This window comes from Klebsiella oxytoca (assembly GCF_009707385.1).
Lineage (GTDB): Bacteria > Pseudomonadota > Gammaproteobacteria > Enterobacterales > Enterobacteriaceae > Klebsiella > Klebsiella oxytoca_C.
The window spans coordinates 3899144-3915456 of the sequence record NZ_CP046115.1; the positions used below are offsets into that span (position 1 = coordinate 3899144).

The following is a 16313-nucleotide window of genomic DNA, read 5'->3' on the forward strand; positions in this document are numbered from 1 at the left end:
ACGCATCGCGTCTTATCCAGGAGACCAAATCCTGCCGTTACGAAAACAGCGATAACCTTACGGATTAAGCTATCAGGCCGACTCCGCCAGAGCAAGCTCCTCGCGCGGTTCAATACGCTCGGTGCCATTATACAGACGCGCGTTCTGCAGGCCGACAAACAGGCGTTCCCCGCGATATGGCGCCTCTTCCCCCTGATGTACCACGGTTAGCGGTTCGTCATACCACCCGAGCGGCTGCACGACTAATTGGGTGTAGTGCCCCTTCGGACTCGCTTCCAGCACCTGTACCGGCAGCGGCGAATCAAGGCTGGTACGGCGGCTGATATCCACTTCCCACGGGCGCAGGAACAGATCGACTGACCCCTGGTATGCAGGGGTATAGCCTAACGGCCAGCGATGCGCGCCAACGTGGAACTGTCCGCCGCGAATGGTGCCTTTAAGACGGTTAACCTCACCCATAAACTCCAGCACAAAACGGGTAGCTGGCTCACGCCATACCCGATCGGGCGCATCGGCCTGTTCGATATTCCCCTGGCTCATGACCACCACGCGATCCGCGACTTCTGTTGCTTCTTCCTGATCGTGGGTCACAAATACGCTGGTAAACTTCAGCTCTTCATGTAGCTGACGCAGCCAGCGTCTCAGTTCTTTACGCACCTGAGCGTCCAGCGCACCAAAGGGTTCATCCAGCAGCAAAATTTGCGGCTCAACCGCCAGCGCGCGCGCTAACGCCACGCGCTGCTTCTGCCCACCGGAAAGCTGAGCCGGATAGCGGTCTGCCAGATGCGCCAGCTGTACCATCTCCAGCAGTTTGGTTACTTTCGCTTTAATACCGGCAGCGTTCGGCCGTTCACGACGCGGCAGTACCGTCAGACCGAAGGCGATATTGTCGAACACCGTCATATGACGAAACAGCGCGTAGTGCTGGAACACGAAGCCAACTTTACGGTCGCGCGCGTGTACGCGGCTGACGTCGGTACCGTGAAAGCGGATATGACCGCTGGATTGATTCTCCAGCCCGGCAATAATACGCAGCAGCGTCGTTTTGCCGGAGCCCGACGGGCCCAGCAGCGCAACCATCTGTCCGGAAGGGATATCCAGCGAGATATCATTCAGCACCTGGGTGCGACCAAAAGACTTCTTAATATTGGCAATCTCAATGCTCATGATTTCCCTCCAGTTGCGCGCGTTTTTCCTGATTGGCCAAACGCCATTGCACCACACTCTTCAAAAACAGGGTCAGAATAGCCATTAACGTCAGCAGGGCCGCGGCGGTAAACGAACCGACGGTATTATAATCCTGCTCCAGTAGTTCAATTTGTAACGGCAGCGATAAGGTTTCACCGCGGATCGAGCCTGAAACCACCGACACGGCGCCAAATTCACCGATAGCGCGGGCGTTAGTCAGCACCACGCCGTAGAGCAGCGCCCAGCGTATGTTCGGCAGCGTCACCCGGCGAAACATCTGCCAGCCGGAAGCGCCGAGCAAAATCGCCGCTTCATCTTCATTACTGCCCTGGCTCATCATCACCGGCACCAGCTCGCGAACCACAAACGGACAGGTCACAAAGATGGTCGCCAGCACCATGCCCGGCCAGGCAAACATAATTTGCAGATTATGCTCATCGAGCCAGCCGCCCAGCGGGCCGTTAGAACCGTAAAACAGCAAATAGACCAGACCCGCCACCACCGGCGAAACGGCAAACGGAATATCCAGCAACGTTAACAGCAGCTGACGGCCAGGAAAGGTAAAACGCGTCACCAGCCACGCCAGCAGCGTCCCGAACACCAGGTTTACTGGTACGGTAATTAAGGCAATCATCACCGTCAGCCAGATAGCGTGCAGCATGTCCGGGTCGGCGAGATTCTGCAGCACCGGCATCAGCCCTTTGCTAAAGGCATGCACGAAGATATAGACCATCGGCACAACCAGAATGAAGGCGGAAACCAGCATCCCGATACCGATCAGAATCCATTTTCCCCAGTTAATGCGGGGTGCGTCATAACGCTTCAATTCAGTTACATCCGCCATTAATGACCTACCACACGTCGGCCAAAGCGACTTTGCAGGGTGTTGATTGAAAACAGCAGCAGTAACGATGCCGCGAGGATCACCGAAGCGATGGCGCTGGCGGCAGGGTAATCAAACTCCTGCAAACGAATAAAAATCATCAGCGAGGTCACTTCCGTTTTCCACGCGATGTTACCGGCGATAAAAATCACCGCGCCGAACTCCCCCAGGCTGCGGGTAAACGACAGCGCAATTCCGGCCAGCAGCGCCGGTGAAAGCTCCGGCAGTACCACTTTGCGGAAACTCTGCCAGCGCGTGGCGCCCAGCGTTTCCGCCGCCTCTTCATATTCCGGCCCCAGCTCTTCAAGTACCGGCTGCACGGTACGAACGACGAACGGAATGCTGGTAAAGGCCATCGCGACGGCAATGCCCAGCCAGGTGTAGGTCACTTTGATATCAAACTTCGCCAGCCATTCGCCATAAAAGCCGTTGACGGAAAAGAGAGAGGCCAGCGTCAGGCCCGCCACCGCCGTCGGTAGCGCAAACGGCAAATCCATCAGCGCATCCAGCAGCGTGCGGCCCGGAAAGCGGTAGCGCGTCAGGATCCACGCCATCAGCAGGCCGAATACGCCGTTAAAAATTGACGCCACAAAAGCCGACAGCAGCGTCACTTTATAAGCCGCCACTACCTGAGGATTACTGATCACTTCCCAGTACTGGCCCCAGCTCATTTCAGAGAGCTGCATCACCAGCGCGCTCAGCGGCAACAGCAGAATCAGGCAAACAAACAGCAGACTGGTGCCGAGGCTCAGGGTAAAGCCCGGCAACACCCGCTTTGATGCAACAGCAAACATTACCTACGCCCCGCCGCCAGCAGTTTGTCCAGCTCACCGCCGCTGGCAAAGTGGGTTTTCATCACTTCCGGCCAGGAACCAAACTTGTCCTCCACGCGGAACAGTTCAGTCTGCGGGAATTTATCTTTCAGGGAATCCATCACCTGCGGGTTATTCACGCGATAGTAATAATCGGTGATGATCGTTTGCGCCTGCGGGCTGTAGAGCCAGTTCAGGTAGGCTTTAGCCGCTTTCTCGGTTCCGTTGGACTGCACGTTTTTATCCACCCAGGCCACCGGGAATTCAGCAAGGATGTTGGTTTTAGGGATAACAACCTCAAATCCCTGATCTTCGTACTGTTTGCGAATGTTATTCACTTCCGATTCGAAGCTAATCAGCACGTCACCAAGTCCGCGTTCGGCGAAGGTCGTGGTCGCGCCGCGGCCGCCGGTATCGAACACTTCGACGTTTTTCAGGAACTGGGTCATGAACTGCTCGGTTTTCGCGTTATCGCCACCGTCAGCCTTGTCCGCCGCGCCCCACGCCGCCAGATAGGTATAGCGGGCATTGCCTGAGGTCTTCGGATTCGGGAAAATCAGTTTTACGTCGGAACGGACTAAGTCATTCCAGTCGTGAATATTTTTTGGGTTGCCCTTGCGGACCAGGAATCCCATCGTGGAGTAAAACGGCGAGCTGTTATTCGGCAGACGGCTTTGCCAGTCGGCGGGAATCAGTTTGCCTTTATCGTGCAGAATCTGTACGTCAGTGACCTGGTTGTAGGTCACCACGTCGGCCTTAAGCCCCTGCAGAATCGCCAGCGCCTGTTTTGATGACCCGGCATGCGATTGTTTAATGGTCAGCTTATCGCCGCCGTTATCCTTCGCCCATTGCTGTTCAAACTGTGGGTTAAGGGCGGCAAACAGCTCGCGGGAAACATCGTAAGAACTGTTCAGCAGTTCAGTCGCCTGAGCCTGCGCAACCAGCAGCACAGAAGCAGCCAGCGCCAGATATCCTTTTTTCAGTGATTTAACGGCCATTGCGCACCCTTATTAAATTTGATGATTTTCTGCTGTTCATCATATTTATAACGGCGATGAAAGGAGTAACGGTTTTATATACCGTTTGGCGATTTGGAAGTCGAAAAGAGAATAAGGACATGGGAAAGCATTTCTGAATTCGGCTTCCAGAAGCGAAGTGTCATTATGACAAACGGTGGGTAAGCGGGCACTGTGCTGACATGAAAAATGCACAGATATTAGCTCGCCAGCTCAGACGTAGCTTAACGCCCGCGGAACGTCGACTGTGGTATTTACTCCGCGACCGTCGCTTTGCTCGCTATAAGTTTCGCCGCCAGCATCCCGTTGGCCCCTATATTCTAGATTTTGCCTGCTGCTCAGTACGGCTGGCGATTGAGCTGGATGGCGGGCGACACGATGAGAGGAGTGCTTACGATGCCCGTCGCACCCGTTGGTCGCAGGGTCAGGGATGGCAGGTTTTACGTTTCTGGAATAATGAGTTTGAACATCATGAGGAGGCGGTGATGGAGAGGATACTTGAAGCGCTTGAGTCGCCGATACCCTCACCCCGGCCCTCTCCCTAAGGGAGAGGGAGAAAGGCAGTCGGCGCTCGAGCTCACCAACAACGCCGATCGTTCCGCCTGCCGCGCCGAGGAGAAACTGTACTCACCAACAACGCCGATCGATCCCCTCTCCCCTGTGGGGAGAGGGTTAGGGTGAGGGGAAAAGTTTACAGCGCCTGCAGTCTATCCAGGGACGGCGCAAAGTAGTATCCGCCGGTCACCGGTTTAGTGAAACGCAGCATCGCATCGCGCTTGCCGTCAGTATCGCCGAACATGCTCAGCAACTGCTGCTCAATGTTGTGCAGACGCGCGCAGTAAGCGCAAAAGTAGAGACCGTGAGTCCCGCTGGCGGTGCCGTACGGCAGGCTCTGACGCACAATCTTCAGCCCCTTGCCATCTTCTGTCAGATCCACGCGGCTCAGATGAGAGGTTTCCGGACGAGCATCGCCGTCAATCTCTTCGTTGGCTTCTTTAGTACGACCGATCATCATCTCCTGATCGGTCACGCTCATGCGGTTAAGCTGCTTGAGGTTGTGCTCCCAACGCTGAACGAATACGTAGCTGCCGCCCGCATCCACGCCGTCGTTTATAATCGCGACTTCCCGACGGATCTCCTCCCCTGCCGGGTTTTCGGTACCATCGACAAAGCCGCTCAGATCGCGCTCTTCAATCCAGCGGAAGCCGTGGATCTCTTCTTTAACTTCGACAGCCGCGCCGAAGGCGGCCATCGCGGCCTGGGCGACTGAGAAGTTCAGCTCGTGCTTAGCGGACAGAATGTGAATCAGCACATCATACTGAGTCGACGGCGCCAGGCCTTTGCCGTAGACCGGAAAGTCTTTTAACTCTTCAGCCCCAACGCCACCGCTCAGCTGACGCCAGACGTCATGACCAAAAGCGACCACCGCTCCCAGCTTATCTTCCGGGTATTTCGCCTGAAAGGTGGCTAACTTATCGGCAAAAACCTTGCTGGCTTCGCGCAGGGCATTAACATCGCCTTTGACATTCGCTTCAATCCAAATCGCCGCATGGCAATGTTCCGGCAAAATGCCGCTCTGAACCTGAGACATCGCTCCTCCTGAAATAGTACAGCCACAACGCTGTGGCCTTTTAAGCGGCTATTGTACTCGCTTTTTCAGTACGTCGAATCACTTCAGATCAAATTAGCGACGCCAGATAATCTTGCTCACCTTCCAGTTTTTGAGCGTATCATCGGAAGGCATCAACTCTTCCGGGCCGCTCCAGTTACCGGTAAAGGCATAGCTAATATGCTGGCTGCCCTCCGCCTTGCATTCCACCACCGCGCCGCTGTCGTGACCGCCTTTCTGGCAGTTGCCAAACGCTTTGCTGTAGATATCGCTGAACGGGGTGCCAATTTTCACACCGCCTGCCGCTTTAATATTGCTATCGCGCACGTCAATACGGCTGATAGTCCCGCTCTCACCGTTGATAGTCAGGGCGACCTGGTCGTCTTTTAACGCTTCAAAGTAGCGCACAATATTGCCATTAGCCGTTTTCATGCCGCTGCGCAGACGGTAGCTGCTGCCAAGAGCATCGCTAATAGCCTGCTGGTTCAACGGCGTTGACGCCGTCAGATTGCCTACGCCCCGCTCGGTTACCTCCGTTGAGGAACCAAACCAGTTCCACGGATAGGCCGCCGACCAGTTAACCGAGCTCATCGTCGAGCAGCCGGTTAAAACCAGCGGTAATGCGCAGAGAAGTAAACGTAGCGATTTCATGACACAGTCCTTTCTGATTAATTCAACGCAAGTTGGAGTGCGCGATCGGCAAAAAGTGCCGTTAAACCTGCTCTTCGCGAAAACAGGCTTTTAGTCGATGGTTGCTTAGCAGCCACCAGAGCGCGTAAAGGTCCGCCGCCAGCAGAGAAATGGTCACCGCCGAAGGCGATTCACCGCTAAACCACAGCAGCGGCTGCCAGACCAGCAGTAAAAACTGAGAAAGCACCAGCAGCCAGCGCATCGCGGGCCAGAGCCGGGGAAATCGCTGCCGATGGCCGCTAATAATAAACGCCAGCACCGCCGGAATACCGGGCAGCAACCCCAGCCAAAAATTATCATGATCGGGATAAAACAGATTCAGCAGCGCGTCGCCCTGCTGGCGCGATGCGCCTGCCATCAGAAACAACACCCAGGTTCGCGCCTGAAGCAGCAGCACGCACCAGAATAGAAACGGCAAACGCAGGCGACCATGGGTATCGAAATCGGAAGGAATTAATTCAGTATTCTTCATCTTCAATTAAGCGCTTGCCGAGGCACAGCACGTCCGAATGCTCGTAGCCCAGGCGTTCATACATCCCCTGCACTACGTCATTGTCTTCACGTATCATAATATTGATTTTCGGACAGCCGCGGGCAATCAGCTTTTTCTCCAGCCGATTGAGCAGCGCGTTAGCAATACCACGACCGCGATATTCCGGGTGTACGCCAAGGTAATAGGCAGACCCGCGGTGACCATCGTAACCGCCCATCACTGTGCCAACCACTTCGCCGTTAACCTCAGCAACCAGAAACAGGCTGGCATCGTGGTTTAACTTACGTTCAATGTCCATCTCCGGATCGTTCCATGGACGCAGGAGATCGCAGCGCTCCCATAGGGTAATAACCTCTTCGAAATCTTGCTGGCGAAAAACGCGAATCTCCATGGTATTGCCCACCATTGACGGTTAAAAACAGTGATTATGGCGCGATTGCGCCGGATAGCCAATATCAGACGCAATGAGCCGCAAAAAATGGCATAATATGACTTTGTCATGTATTGAAATGAAAAGTAAAACAATTCTTATTATGAATGGTCGTAACGGAAAACACGATACGATATAACATTAGTCACCACTTGTTTGCAATTCAGGCCGAATGAGCACTTTTAAACCATTAAAAATACTTGCTTCGCGCCGCCAGGTGCTGAAAGCCGGGCTGGCAGCAATCACGCTTTCAGGGATCGCCTCACAGGCCAGCGCGAAAGAACAACAGCCGTTGAAAACATCCAACGGGCACAGCAAACCCGCAGCGAAGAAAAAAGGCGCTAAACGCGTCGTGATGCTCGACCCGGGCCACGGCGGTATTGATACCGGCGCTATCGGTCATAACGGTTCAAAAGAGAAACACGTCGTGCTGGCGATCGCCAAAAACGTGCGCAGTATTCTGCGCAGCAACGGTATTGATGCGCGGCTTACGCGCAGCGGCGACACCTTTATTCCTCTCTACGATCGCGTTGAAATTGCCCACCAGCATGGGGCCGATCTTTTCATGTCGATTCACGCTGACGGCTTCACTAACCCGAGCGCGGCCGGAGCTTCCGTTTTCGCCCTCTCCAACCGGGGCGCCAGTAGCGCCATGGCAAAGTATCTCTCGGATCGTGAAAACCGGGCGGACGAAGTGGCCGGCAAGAAAACGACGGATAAAGATCACCTGTTACAGCAAGTGCTGTTCGACCTGGTACAAACTGATACCATCAAAAACAGCCTGACGCTCGGATCGCATATCCTGAAAAAGATCAAGCCGGTGCATAAGCTGCACAGCAGCAATACCGAGCAGGCGGCGTTTGTGGTGCTGAAATCACCATCCATTCCGTCGGTGCTGGTAGAAACTTCGTTCATTACCAATCCGAACGAAGAGAAGCTGCTCGGCACCGCTGCTTTCCGGCAGAAAATCGCCACCGCGATAGCCAACGGCATTATCAGTTATTTCCACTGGTTCGATAACCAGAAAGCCCATTCGAAGAGACGTTAATGAAACCCGACGCGCACCAGGTAAAATCTTTCCTCCTTCAGCTCCAGGACGCCATCTGCCAAAAGCTCAGCGCCGTTGACGGCAGCGCTTTTGTCGAGGATAGCTGGCGACGGGAAGGCGGCGGCGGCGGGCGCAGCCGGGTACTGCGCGATGGCGGTATCTTTGAGCAGGCTGGCGTTAACTTTTCACACGTACACGGCGAGGCAATGCCGGCTTCCGCAACCGCGCACCGCCCTGAACTGGCGGGTCGCAGCTTCGAAGCCATGGGCGTATCGCTGGTTGTACATCCGCGCAGCCCGTATATTCCCACCAGTCACGCCAACGTACGTTTCTTTATCGCGGAAAAACCGGGGGCCGATCCGGTATGGTGGTTCGGCGGCGGCTTTGATTTAACGCCGTACTACGGCTTTGAAGAAGACGCCGTACACTGGCATCGTACCGCCCACGACCTGTGTCAGCCCTTTGGCGAAGAGGTTTACCCGCGCTATAAAAAGTGGTGCGACGACTACTTCTTCCTTAAGCATCGCAACGAACAGCGCGGGATCGGCGGCCTGTTTTTCGATGATTTGAATACTCCGGACTTCGACCACTGCTTCGATTTTATGCAGGCGGTGGGCAACGGCTACACCGATGCTTATCTGCCGATTGTCGAACGACGCAAGGAGATGAGCTGGGGCGAGCGCGAGCGCGATTTTCAGCTCTACCGCCGCGGCCGCTACGTGGAGTTCAATCTGGTGTGGGATCGCGGCACCCTGTTTGGCCTGCAAACCGGCGGCCGCACCGAATCTATTCTGATGTCGATGCCGCCGCTGGTACGCTGGGAATACGCATATCAGCCGGAAGCGGGCAGCCCGGAAGCGGCGCTAAGCGAGTTTATTCAGGTGCGCGACTGGCTGTAAACACGCGCTTCTCCGGCCGCTCATTATGCCCACTGCTGCATCCGCTGATGCAGCGTGAGCGATGGTTTCTCGGCGAACAGCTGCTGATAATCGGTAGCGAACTGCCCCAGGTGCCAGAATCCCCACTGCATCGCGGCATCTTTAACCGTAACGCTCTGCGACCACGGGCTGATTAGCTCCCGACGCACCGCGTTGAGCCGAATGCGCTTGAGCCACGCGTTCGGCCCAATCCCCAGAATCGCGTGAAAGGCGTTTTGCAGCGTGCGGCGGCTGACGTGCAGCTGATTGCACAAATCAAGAACCGTCAGCGGCTCCGACATATTCTCCAGTACATACTCCCGCGCCCGGGACAACAGCCGACGGTAGCTCTGATGGCTGATACTCTCGGCGGTGACCATCGGCTGCGCCTCCTCCAGCATCGCCCCCATCGCCAGCAGCAGGTTATCCCCCAGCACTTTACGTACCGCGGGCTGATGCAGGTTTTCCGGCGTCTCGCTAAACGTCGCCAGCGCCTGCTGTACAAAGCGCCACAGCGCCGCTTTGTGCTGCTCTTTGACTTCCAGCGCCGACTGGTTACGCAGCATATGCAGCACGCGCTCCGGGTGATGCAGGAAGCTGGCCTGCCGGGAAATAACGTCCTCCGAGATAACGACCCCAAGAATGGTGTAATCATCCGGGGTATTAAGTTCAAACTCCGTACCGCCGGGACGGGTGGCGATTTCAGCGCTGCCAATACACTGTGAGCCAATGAATCCCTGTTCGCCGCGGGTTGCCGGAATACCGAACCAGAAGGAGTTCGGCCACACCAGGCAGGACTGACGCAGCGCCAGACCGGTATATTCGCGAAAGACCTGAATTTCATCGAGCAGGATTTCGGTAAATTCGCCGTGAAATTTCCCCGGATGAAGCTGGTCGTAAATCTGCTGCCAGGCGGTAATCGTCAGGGCATGTTCATAGACATCGGTGGTACGTCGCTGGTGGACGTTATCCACCTCGATCATCGGCGTCAGTTTAACGTCTTCGGGCAATGCTTCATGATAAAGATGGTGCAGGTTTGCCGGTTGTTTCTTTTTCATGATCTTTTGAACCGGGAGCGCTTTCGCGTTCCCGGTACCTCCGACTGGTTAGTTTTTTAAGCGATAGCGGCTACTGCGTTTACGCAACGCTCCGGCAGAAAACAGCTGCTCCAGCGCTTTTCTGGCTTCCTCAAGCGACCAGCCGAAATGCGCGGCCACTTCCCCTGCCGTCATTCCCTGACGGGTCGAAGCCAGCAGCGCCAGTAAGGGCGCTGATGATTCCGCTTTCACAGGCGGCTCGGGCGCTTGCGGCTGCCGTTGGAAACCGCCGATCAGCCGCTGGGTATCCTCTTCAGGGCGTCCAATCTCCCGACGGCTGATAACGCGCCCGGTACGCTGCGCCGCAGCGCTTCCGGCATCCAGCGCCGCCCGGCATGCCGCCAGGTCGCCTTCCACCACCAGCGTCAGCCTGCCGGGGTCGAGGACCTGGTGGCTGAGCAAGCGCACGTTGGCCGCCTTCAGCATGGCATCCGCCGCATCAACGGCGGCGACCATACCGTCCACTTCCAGTAATCCCAGGGCGTTAATCATCGCTTCCCCCCTTACGCGCGCTGGATGGGATGACGGGCAATATCCAGAACGGCATCGGTGAAGGCGTTACAGGCGGCCTTACAGGCGGCCTGGCTACCCGTCAAAAACGCGGCCGAATAGTTGGTTTCCGACGGCGGCGGCACGTAGGTCACCAGTTGAACGTCGGCCGATTTCATCGCCGCATCGATGCCGAAGGTGGCCTCCAGCGGCGGCGCCACCAGATAGGCGATCGGATCGCCCAGTGCGATGCCAGAGGTAGACGAGAGATAAGAGCCGGTACGCGAAACTACGTGCGCCAGAAACGCCGAATCTTCGGCGTCGTTGGCCCACTGAAACGCCGCTCCGCCTTCAATATGCGCCATCATCGCATCCAGCCCGGCGCGAACCTCCGCCGGGTTCGGACCGCCCAGCATAATCAACACTTCACCGGCGGTTGGCGATGGGCCGTGAGCCGCACCGGCATAGAGAGAGCGGCCATACACCACTTCGACCATCGCCTGTTTTGTCGCTTCGTCTGCGGCAATATAGGTCACATCATCAGAATCTGCCGTGATGAGTCCGAGGCTACGTATATGCGGCGGTAATTTAAGCTCGCGGGCAAAGCCGTCATTCACTGAAGCAATCACGCGCATGGCCGTCACCGAGGGGCGAATTAAATCTAATGCAGGCATGATGCCTCCTTAACGAGTCATGTTGATGCCGGAAGCTTTCTGCTCCAGCATGCGTTTGGCCAAATCGACGATCACCGCGGCGGCTTCTACCGGCGGCGTACCGCCCTGGTGAATATTGGAAATACAGGTCCGGTCCGCTTCGACGGTGGTCGCCACGCGCGGCGAATACACGGCGTAGCAGGAGAGGCTTTCCGACTGCCCCAGACCCGGACGTTCGCCGACCAGCAGAATCACCACTTTCGCGCCAAGGATCTCGCCAATCTGATCTTCGATTTTGACCCGCCCGTAGCGCACGAAGAACGGCGTACCGACCTTCAGCCCGGCCTGCTGCAGCCCCGACAGCAGCGGCGGCAGGATCTCTTCATAATTGACGGTAATCGCATCCGTGGAGAGGCCATCGGAAACCACCACCTGAACGTCAGGATTCGCCACGCACTGAGTCTTCAGCGCCTCAATCGCTTCCGGACTCAGGCGACGGCCCATATCCGGGCGCGTCAGGTAGAGGTTCTTGTCGCTAATCTCGGAACGCACCTCGAGCAATCCCTGGTTTTTCACCCACTCTTCCGGCACCTCTTTCAGCACCGTATCCTTGGAGCGCGAGTGGTCGGCGAGGAAGCGCAGCAGCGCAAGGGTGCGCGGACGCGGACCGGCGCGACCGGTGCACACGCGCGCCGCCGTGCTGCGCTTCAGTTCGGCCAGCACTTCCGCACGATGCGGCTGCTGTACGCCAATCCAGCCTTTCGCCTCCGGCGAGCCTAAATCCAGCGCGCAGCTTTCCGCCGTTATCTCACACTGGCTGGCGCATTTCGCCGCCTGGGGCGCAGGCGCCGCCGTTGGCGGTTGCCCCATTGACGCCATCACGCTACGTACAATTTCTTCAATCTGCTTTTGATCCATCATGTGTCATCCCCGCGTCATCAAAAGAACAGTGACGGATCGCCCGCCCGTTTGGTCAGACGACCGTTTGCCATAATGCCCATGGTTTCCAGCCAGCGTTCGAACTCCGGCGACGGCCGTAGATTCAGCAGTTGACGGACGGTGGCGGTATCGTGAAACGCGGTGGTCTGATAGTTGAGCATGATGTCGTCGCCGAGCGGCATGCCCATGATGTAGTTACAGCCAGCGGTAGCGAGCAGAATCATCAAGTTTTCGTTGAGGTTCTGATCGGCATCGGCATGGTTGGTATAGCAGCAGTCGCAGCCCATCGAGATGCCGCTGAGCTTGCCCATAAAGTGATCTTCAAGACCGGCGCGGATAATCTGCCGATCGTTATAGAGGTATTCCGGCCCGATAAAACCCACCACGGTGTTAACGAGGAACGGATCGTAGTGCCGCGCCAGGCCGTAGTTGCGCGCTTCCATCGTCACCTGGTCGGCGCCGAAGTTCGCGCCAGCCGACAGCGCCGACCCCTGCCCGGTTTCAAAATAGAGGCAGTTTTCTCCGGCGATGCGGTTGAATTCGGCGCCCACCGCCCGCGCTTCATCGAGCATCGCCAGCTCCACGCCGAACTCTTTTAGTCCCTTTTCGCTGCCGCAGATGCTCTGGAAAATAAGTCCCCCCGGTGCGCCGCGGCGTATGGCTTCAATTTGCGTGGTGACGTGCGCCAGCACGCAGCCCTGGGTAGGAATACTGAATTTGTCGATAACGCCGTAGACGGTATTGAGGACGCGGGTCAGGTTCTCCACGTCATCGGTCACCGGGTTAACGCCGATCACCGCATCGCCCGCGCCGAAAGAGAGCCCTTCATAGATTTGCGCGGCGATACTCTGCACGTCGTCGCGGGTATCGTTCGGCTGCAGGCGGCAGCTGAAGGTGCCCGGTAGACCGATGGTGGTGTTGGCTTTTTTAATCACCGGCATTTTCTTCGCGCCGTAGATCAGGTCGGCGTTGGAACAGACCTTCGCCACCGCCGCCACCACTTCCGAGGTCAGCCCTTTACGCACAAACGCAATATCGTCGCTGGTGACCTCATCGTTGAGTACGTATTCTCGCAGGTCGCTGATGGTCCAGTTTTTAATTCGGTGATAGGCGGTTTCGTTGACGTCGTCCTGAATCAGGCGCGTCACGCAGTCCTCTTCATACGGAATCACCGGGTTGTTACGAATATCGGCGACCGTCATATCGGAGAGCACCTGCTTCGCCGCCACGCGCTGCTGCGAACTTTCCGCCGCTACGCCCGCCAGCACATCCCCCGAACGCAGTTCGTTGGCTTTAGCCAGCACCTCTTTTACATCCTTAAACTGATAAACATTGCCGAACAATGTGGTCTTTAGCTTCATAAGTCGTTCCCTCAGGAAGGAAATGCGAGTGATTTCACCGTCACCGGCACAACCGATCCGCCAAAAAGAGGCGTACCAATGTCGATATAGTCCCCCGCCCGCACGCTCACCTCATCGATGACCGCCAGCGGGAGCTGTTGTAACTTCGGGCGCAGCAGCATGCCCAGCGCCTTGCCAAAATCCTGCTCCGCCACCACCAGCAGGGGATGCGGATTGGGAAAGCGCGCGACGAATGCGGTCAGCGCGTCAATAACCATGAGAAGTGCGGCGTAGCGCACAGGTAACGCTGCGGGGAGCGCCAGTACGTAAGCATCCGTAACAGGATCCAGATCGAGCTGCATCAGCGCCTGCTGCCAGGCGCTCAGCAGATCGGATACATCAAGCGGGATCGCTACCGGCAGATTGCGCAGCGGAAGCGCAACCCCCTCCAGCCAGATGGTGCTGCCCGAAAGCGAGAGCGTGTGCGCCCCGGCGCCAATCACCGTGGCGCGCACGGTTTGCGCCGGGAACTGCACGTTCATCTGGCGCAGGCGCGGATACTCGTGTAGCGCCGTCGCCAGCAGCGGCCCGATATCCGCAAAACAGAACGGGTCGGCGGGCTGGTGGCGGTAGCACTCGCCCACCCCGCCGGAAAGGGTAATCACCTCAGGTATCGCGCCTGCGGGCAGCAGGCCGGTTTGCATCAGCTTTTGCGCCAGCGGAGAGAGCGTGCCGTCGATGACTTCGACGATCAGCTCCGCCATCCGACGCGCCACCTGCGCCAGCTGCCCGGCGGTCAGCGTCAGAGCGTTGGTACCGGGGCCAAAAACTTCATCGACAATTATCTGTCCCGGCTGATGCGCATGAACCACCCGCCCCTGGCCGTCGGTCTCCAGCAGACGCCCGCCAACGTTGAGGCAGGCGGTGGCGCTGACTTTTCCCGCTTCAAATAGCGCGTAATTCGAGGTACCGCCGCCGATATCAATGTTCAGCACCCGGCACATCCGCTGTTCAGAGAGGGTCTGCGCCCCGGCGCCGTGACCGGCAATCACCGACTCCAGATGCGGCCCGGCGCTGGCCACCACAAAGTCGCCCAGCGACTGCGAGAGCGCCATCACTGCCGCCCTTGCGTTGCGGGTTTTCGCGCTTTCGCCGGTGATAATGATTGCCCCGGAGTCCACCGCTTCAGGAGCGATACCGGCGGCCTGATACTGCGCCAGAATCAGCGCCTTAAGTTCAGCCTCCTTCAGGCCGCCCTGCTTATCGACAGGGGTGAAGAAGACCGGGCTTTGCCAGCTAATTTCGCGTTTGATGAACTCGTAGCGCGGCACCTGCGACACCGCCGCACGGTTAACCAGCTCCAGGCGGGAGAAGATCACCTGAGTGGTGGTGGTGCCGATATCGATGCCGACGCTCAGCAGCTGGCGAGTCTTCACGATTGCGCCTCCGCTTCGGTTTTCACCGCTGCCGGCGCATTTTCATCTTTTGGCACCAGCAGCATCGCCACGCCAATCGCGGTGACGCCGCCGATCAGCTTGCCGACAATCATCGGGAAGATCATGGCGTTCATATTGGCGGCGGCGAAGCCTAAATGGTCGCCCAGCGCGAATGCGGCGGAGACGGAGAACGCGCAGTTGATGACTTTGCCGCGAGTGTCCATATGCTTCATCATGCCGAACATCGGGATATTGTTGGCCAGCGTCGCCACCATCCCGCCTGCCGCCATATTGTTGATTTTCAGTAGGTTACCAACGCGCATCAGCGGCTTTTCAAACCAGCGGGTCAGCAGCAGCACCATTGGATAAGCGCCGAGCAGCACGCAGGAGATGGATCCGATCACTTCGATGGCGCGCATCACCTCGCCGGGTTGGTCGCCGGGGGCCATAAAGATCGGGTCGAGCCCCGGAATAAGATCCCAACCAAGCAGAAACTTGATCACCGCCGCCGACAGGCCAATGGTGATCAGCGCCACCAGAAATTTGGCGAAAACCTGAAAGCCGTTGATCATTTTTTCCGGAATAAACTTCAGCCCCAGCGCCACCAGCACCGCCACAATAAGCACCGGGATCATGTTCATCAGGATCAGCGCGAAGGTGAACTCAACCGGCTGGCCGTTAATCTCCACGCCGGAGTACATCGCCACCAGACCGCCCGCGATACAGCCGACTGGAATCGTCACGATCCCGGCCAGCACGCCCAGCGCCAGGTAGCGGCGATCGGACGGTTCAATAATTCCCAGCGCAACCGGAATGGAGAACACCAGCGTCGGCCCCATCATCGCCCCGAGGATCAGGCCGGAATAGAGCCACGCCGCCACGTCGCCGCCCGCCAGCTCTTTGGCAAGGAAGAAGCCCCCCATATCGCAGGCCAGCAGCGTCCCGGCAAACATCGACGGGTTGGCGCCGAGCATTTCATACAGCGGAATAATCACCGGCCCGAGCAGGTGCGCCAGTACCGGCGCCAGCGCGGTCATCCCGACCATCGCCAGGCCCAGCGCGCCCATCGCCATAAAGCCCTCTTCAAACTGGCCGCCGGAACCCTCAATGCTTTTACCAAACTTGCCGAGGAAGCGCGCCGAACCGCCGAACTGCGACAGGATCCTGTCCACGGCGGCAATCAGCATAAAGAACATCATGATGTACATGATGATTTCGTTAATTCCCATAGCCCTTACTCCCTGTCATTTGTGATTTGTAAATTCTGTGGATG

General features: G+C 57.4%; 18 protein-coding genes. 3 read left to right on the top strand and 15 right to left on the bottom strand.

Annotation, left to right across the window (positions count from 1 at the left end; all coding sequences use genetic code 11):
• Window positions 1-72: 72 nt before the first annotated feature.
• The 4 genes from cysA to cysP are packed head-to-tail and all read right to left on the bottom strand — an operon-like array spanning window position 73 to window position 3881.
• The gene (gene cysA / locus GJ746_RS18115) at window positions 73-1167 is read right to left on the bottom strand and encodes a sulfate/thiosulfate ABC transporter ATP-binding protein CysA (RefSeq protein ID WP_154681442.1); all 1095 of its coding nucleotides are present in this window, start codon (window positions 1165-1167) and stop codon (window positions 73-75) included.
• Window positions 1157-2032, bottom strand: a complete 876-nt coding sequence (gene cysW, locus GJ746_RS18120) for a sulfate/thiosulfate ABC transporter permease CysW (protein ID WP_154681443.1) — start codon at window positions 2030-2032, stop codon at window positions 1157-1159. The genes cysA and cysW overlap by 11 nt, the downstream gene beginning before the upstream one ends.
• The gene (cysT, locus tag GJ746_RS18125) at window positions 2032-2865 is read right to left on the bottom strand and encodes a sulfate/thiosulfate ABC transporter permease CysT (RefSeq protein WP_154681444.1); all 834 of its coding nucleotides are present in this window, start codon (window positions 2863-2865) and stop codon (window positions 2032-2034) included. The genes cysW and cysT overlap by 1 nt, the downstream gene beginning before the upstream one ends.
• Entirely contained in the window at window positions 2865-3881 is a 1017-nt protein-coding gene (cysP, locus tag GJ746_RS18130; protein ID WP_154681445.1) for a thiosulfate/sulfate ABC transporter substrate-binding protein CysP, read from the bottom strand. Before cysP ends, cysT begins: the two co-directional genes overlap by 1 nt.
• Before the next feature lie 200 nt (window positions 3882-4081).
• Here cysP and GJ746_RS18135 point away from each other — a divergent pair, with 200 nt between their 5' ends.
• Window positions 4082-4444 carry an endonuclease domain-containing protein gene (locus GJ746_RS18135; protein ID WP_154681446.1) on the top strand — a complete coding sequence of 121 codons (363 nt, stop codon included), beginning with the start codon at window positions 4082-4084 and terminating at the stop codon, window positions 4442-4444.
• A 146-nt stretch (window positions 4445-4590) separates the two neighbouring features.
• Here GJ746_RS18135 and GJ746_RS18140 read toward each other — a convergent pair whose 3' ends face one another.
• The 4 genes from GJ746_RS18140 to GJ746_RS18155 all read right to left on the bottom strand — a co-directional run bounded on the left by GJ746_RS18140 (window position 4591) and on the right by GJ746_RS18155 (window position 7082).
• Complete coding sequence (locus GJ746_RS18140; protein WP_154681447.1) at window positions 4591-5490, bottom strand: Dyp-type peroxidase; 900 nt, start codon at window positions 5488-5490, stop codon at window positions 4591-4593.
• Window positions 5491-5583: 93 nt separating this feature from the next.
• Window positions 5584-6159 (bottom strand): RpoE-regulated lipoprotein, encoded by a 576-nt coding sequence (locus GJ746_RS18145; protein WP_154681448.1) that lies wholly within the window; start codon window positions 6157-6159, stop codon window positions 5584-5586.
• A 61-nt stretch (window positions 6160-6220) separates the two neighbouring features.
• Window positions 6221-6670, bottom strand: a complete 450-nt coding sequence (locus GJ746_RS18150; RefSeq protein WP_154681449.1) for a DUF2919 domain-containing protein — start codon at window positions 6668-6670, stop codon at window positions 6221-6223.
• On the bottom strand, window positions 6657-7082 hold the full coding sequence (locus tag GJ746_RS18155; RefSeq protein WP_004104360.1) for a GNAT family acetyltransferase: 426 nt from the start codon (window positions 7080-7082) through the stop codon (window positions 6657-6659). The genes GJ746_RS18150 and GJ746_RS18155 overlap by 14 nt, the downstream gene beginning before the upstream one ends.
• Window positions 7083-7293: 211 nt before the next feature.
• On the opposite strand from GJ746_RS18155, the gene amiA reads away from it, so the two are divergent.
• Both amiA and hemF read left to right on the top strand, forming a co-directional pair.
• Window positions 7294-8169, top strand: a complete 876-nt coding sequence (gene amiA / locus GJ746_RS18160) for an N-acetylmuramoyl-L-alanine amidase AmiA (RefSeq protein ID WP_154681450.1) — start codon at window positions 7294-7296, stop codon at window positions 8167-8169.
• Window positions 8169-9068 carry an oxygen-dependent coproporphyrinogen oxidase gene (gene hemF, locus GJ746_RS18165; protein ID WP_154681451.1) on the top strand — a complete coding sequence of 300 codons (900 nt, stop codon included), beginning with the start codon at window positions 8169-8171 and terminating at the stop codon, window positions 9066-9068. The genes amiA and hemF overlap by 1 nt, the downstream gene beginning before the upstream one ends.
• A 23-nt stretch (window positions 9069-9091) precedes the next feature.
• Here the strand turns inward: hemF and eutR are convergent, their stop codons facing one another.
• The 7 genes from eutR to eutH are packed head-to-tail and all read right to left on the bottom strand — an operon-like array spanning window position 9092 to window position 16269.
• Window positions 9092-10144 carry an HTH-type transcriptional regulator EutR gene (gene eutR, locus GJ746_RS18170; RefSeq protein WP_154681452.1) on the bottom strand — a complete coding sequence of 351 codons (1053 nt, stop codon included), beginning with the start codon at window positions 10142-10144 and terminating at the stop codon, window positions 9092-9094.
• Window positions 10145-10192: 48 nt separating this feature from the next.
• Window positions 10193-10675 carry an ethanolamine utilization microcompartment protein EutK gene (eutK, locus tag GJ746_RS18175; RefSeq protein ID WP_154681453.1) on the bottom strand — a complete coding sequence of 161 codons (483 nt, stop codon included), beginning with the start codon at window positions 10673-10675 and terminating at the stop codon, window positions 10193-10195.
• A gap of 11 nt (window positions 10676-10686) precedes the next feature.
• Window positions 10687-11346 (bottom strand): ethanolamine utilization microcompartment protein EutL, encoded by a 660-nt coding sequence (eutL, locus tag GJ746_RS18180; protein ID WP_154681454.1) that lies wholly within the window; start codon window positions 11344-11346, stop codon window positions 10687-10689.
• Window positions 11347-11355: 9 nt separating this feature from the next.
• Window positions 11356-12243, bottom strand: coding sequence for an ethanolamine ammonia-lyase subunit EutC (gene eutC / locus GJ746_RS18185; protein WP_154682769.1), 888 nt, complete (start codon window positions 12241-12243; stop codon window positions 11356-11358).
• 20 nt (window positions 12244-12263) lie between these two features.
• Window positions 12264-13625, bottom strand: coding sequence for an ethanolamine ammonia-lyase subunit alpha (eutB, locus tag GJ746_RS18190; protein ID WP_154681455.1), 1362 nt, complete (start codon window positions 13623-13625; stop codon window positions 12264-12266).
• Window positions 13626-13636: 11 nt separating this feature from the next.
• Window positions 13637-15040 carry an ethanolamine ammonia-lyase reactivating factor EutA gene (eutA, locus tag GJ746_RS18195; RefSeq protein ID WP_154681456.1) on the bottom strand — a complete coding sequence of 468 codons (1404 nt, stop codon included), beginning with the start codon at window positions 15038-15040 and terminating at the stop codon, window positions 13637-13639.
• Window positions 15037-16269: an ethanolamine utilization protein EutH gene (gene eutH / locus GJ746_RS18200; protein WP_154681457.1), complete on the bottom strand. Its 1233-nt coding sequence runs from the start codon at window positions 16267-16269 to the stop codon at window positions 15037-15039. Before eutH ends, eutA begins: the two co-directional genes overlap by 4 nt.
• Window positions 16270-16313 lie beyond the last annotated feature (44 nt).

Bases quoted from the DNA above. Each gene is read 5' to 3' on its own strand.
- cysA (WP_154681442.1), bottom strand. From the start codon at position 1,167: ATGAGCATTGAGATTGCCAATATTAAGAAGTCTTTTGGTCGCACCCAG.
- cysW (WP_154681443.1), bottom strand. From the start codon at position 2,032: ATGGCGGATGTAACTGAATTGAAGCGTTATGACGCACCCCGCATTAAC.
- cysT (WP_154681444.1), bottom strand. From the start codon at position 2,865: ATGTTTGCTGTTGCATCAAAGCGGGTGTTGCCGGGCTTTACCCTGAGC.
- cysP (WP_154681445.1), bottom strand. From the start codon at position 3,881: ATGGCCGTTAAATCACTGAAAAAAGGATATCTGGCGCTGGCTGCTTCT.
- GJ746_RS18135 (WP_154681446.1), top strand. From the start codon at position 4,082: ATGAAAAATGCACAGATATTAGCTCGCCAGCTCAGACGTAGCTTAACG.
- GJ746_RS18140 (WP_154681447.1), bottom strand. From the start codon at position 5,490: ATGTCTCAGGTTCAGAGCGGCATTTTGCCGGAACATTGCCATGCGGCG.
- GJ746_RS18145 (WP_154681448.1), bottom strand. From the start codon at position 6,159: ATGAAATCGCTACGTTTACTTCTCTGCGCATTACCGCTGGTTTTAACC.
- GJ746_RS18150 (WP_154681449.1), bottom strand. From the start codon at position 6,670: ATGAAGAATACTGAATTAATTCCTTCCGATTTCGATACCCATGGTCGC.
- GJ746_RS18155 (WP_004104360.1), bottom strand. From the start codon at position 7,082: ATGGAGATTCGCGTTTTTCGCCAGCAAGATTTCGAAGAGGTTATTACC.
- amiA (WP_154681450.1), top strand. From the start codon at position 7,294: ATGAGCACTTTTAAACCATTAAAAATACTTGCTTCGCGCCGCCAGGTG.
- hemF (WP_154681451.1), top strand. From the start codon at position 8,169: ATGAAACCCGACGCGCACCAGGTAAAATCTTTCCTCCTTCAGCTCCAG.
- eutR (WP_154681452.1), bottom strand. From the start codon at position 10,144: ATGAAAAAGAAACAACCGGCAAACCTGCACCATCTTTATCATGAAGCA.
- eutK (WP_154681453.1), bottom strand. From the start codon at position 10,675: ATGATTAACGCCCTGGGATTACTGGAAGTGGACGGTATGGTCGCCGCC.
- eutL (WP_154681454.1), bottom strand. From the start codon at position 11,346: ATGCCTGCATTAGATTTAATTCGCCCCTCGGTGACGGCCATGCGCGTG.
- eutC (WP_154682769.1), bottom strand. From the start codon at position 12,243: ATGGATCAAAAGCAGATTGAAGAAATTGTACGTAGCGTGATGGCGTCA.
- eutB (WP_154681455.1), bottom strand. From the start codon at position 13,625: ATGAAGCTAAAGACCACATTGTTCGGCAATGTTTATCAGTTTAAGGAT.
- eutH (WP_154681457.1), bottom strand. From the start codon at position 16,269: ATGGGAATTAACGAAATCATCATGTACATCATGATGTTCTTTATGCTG.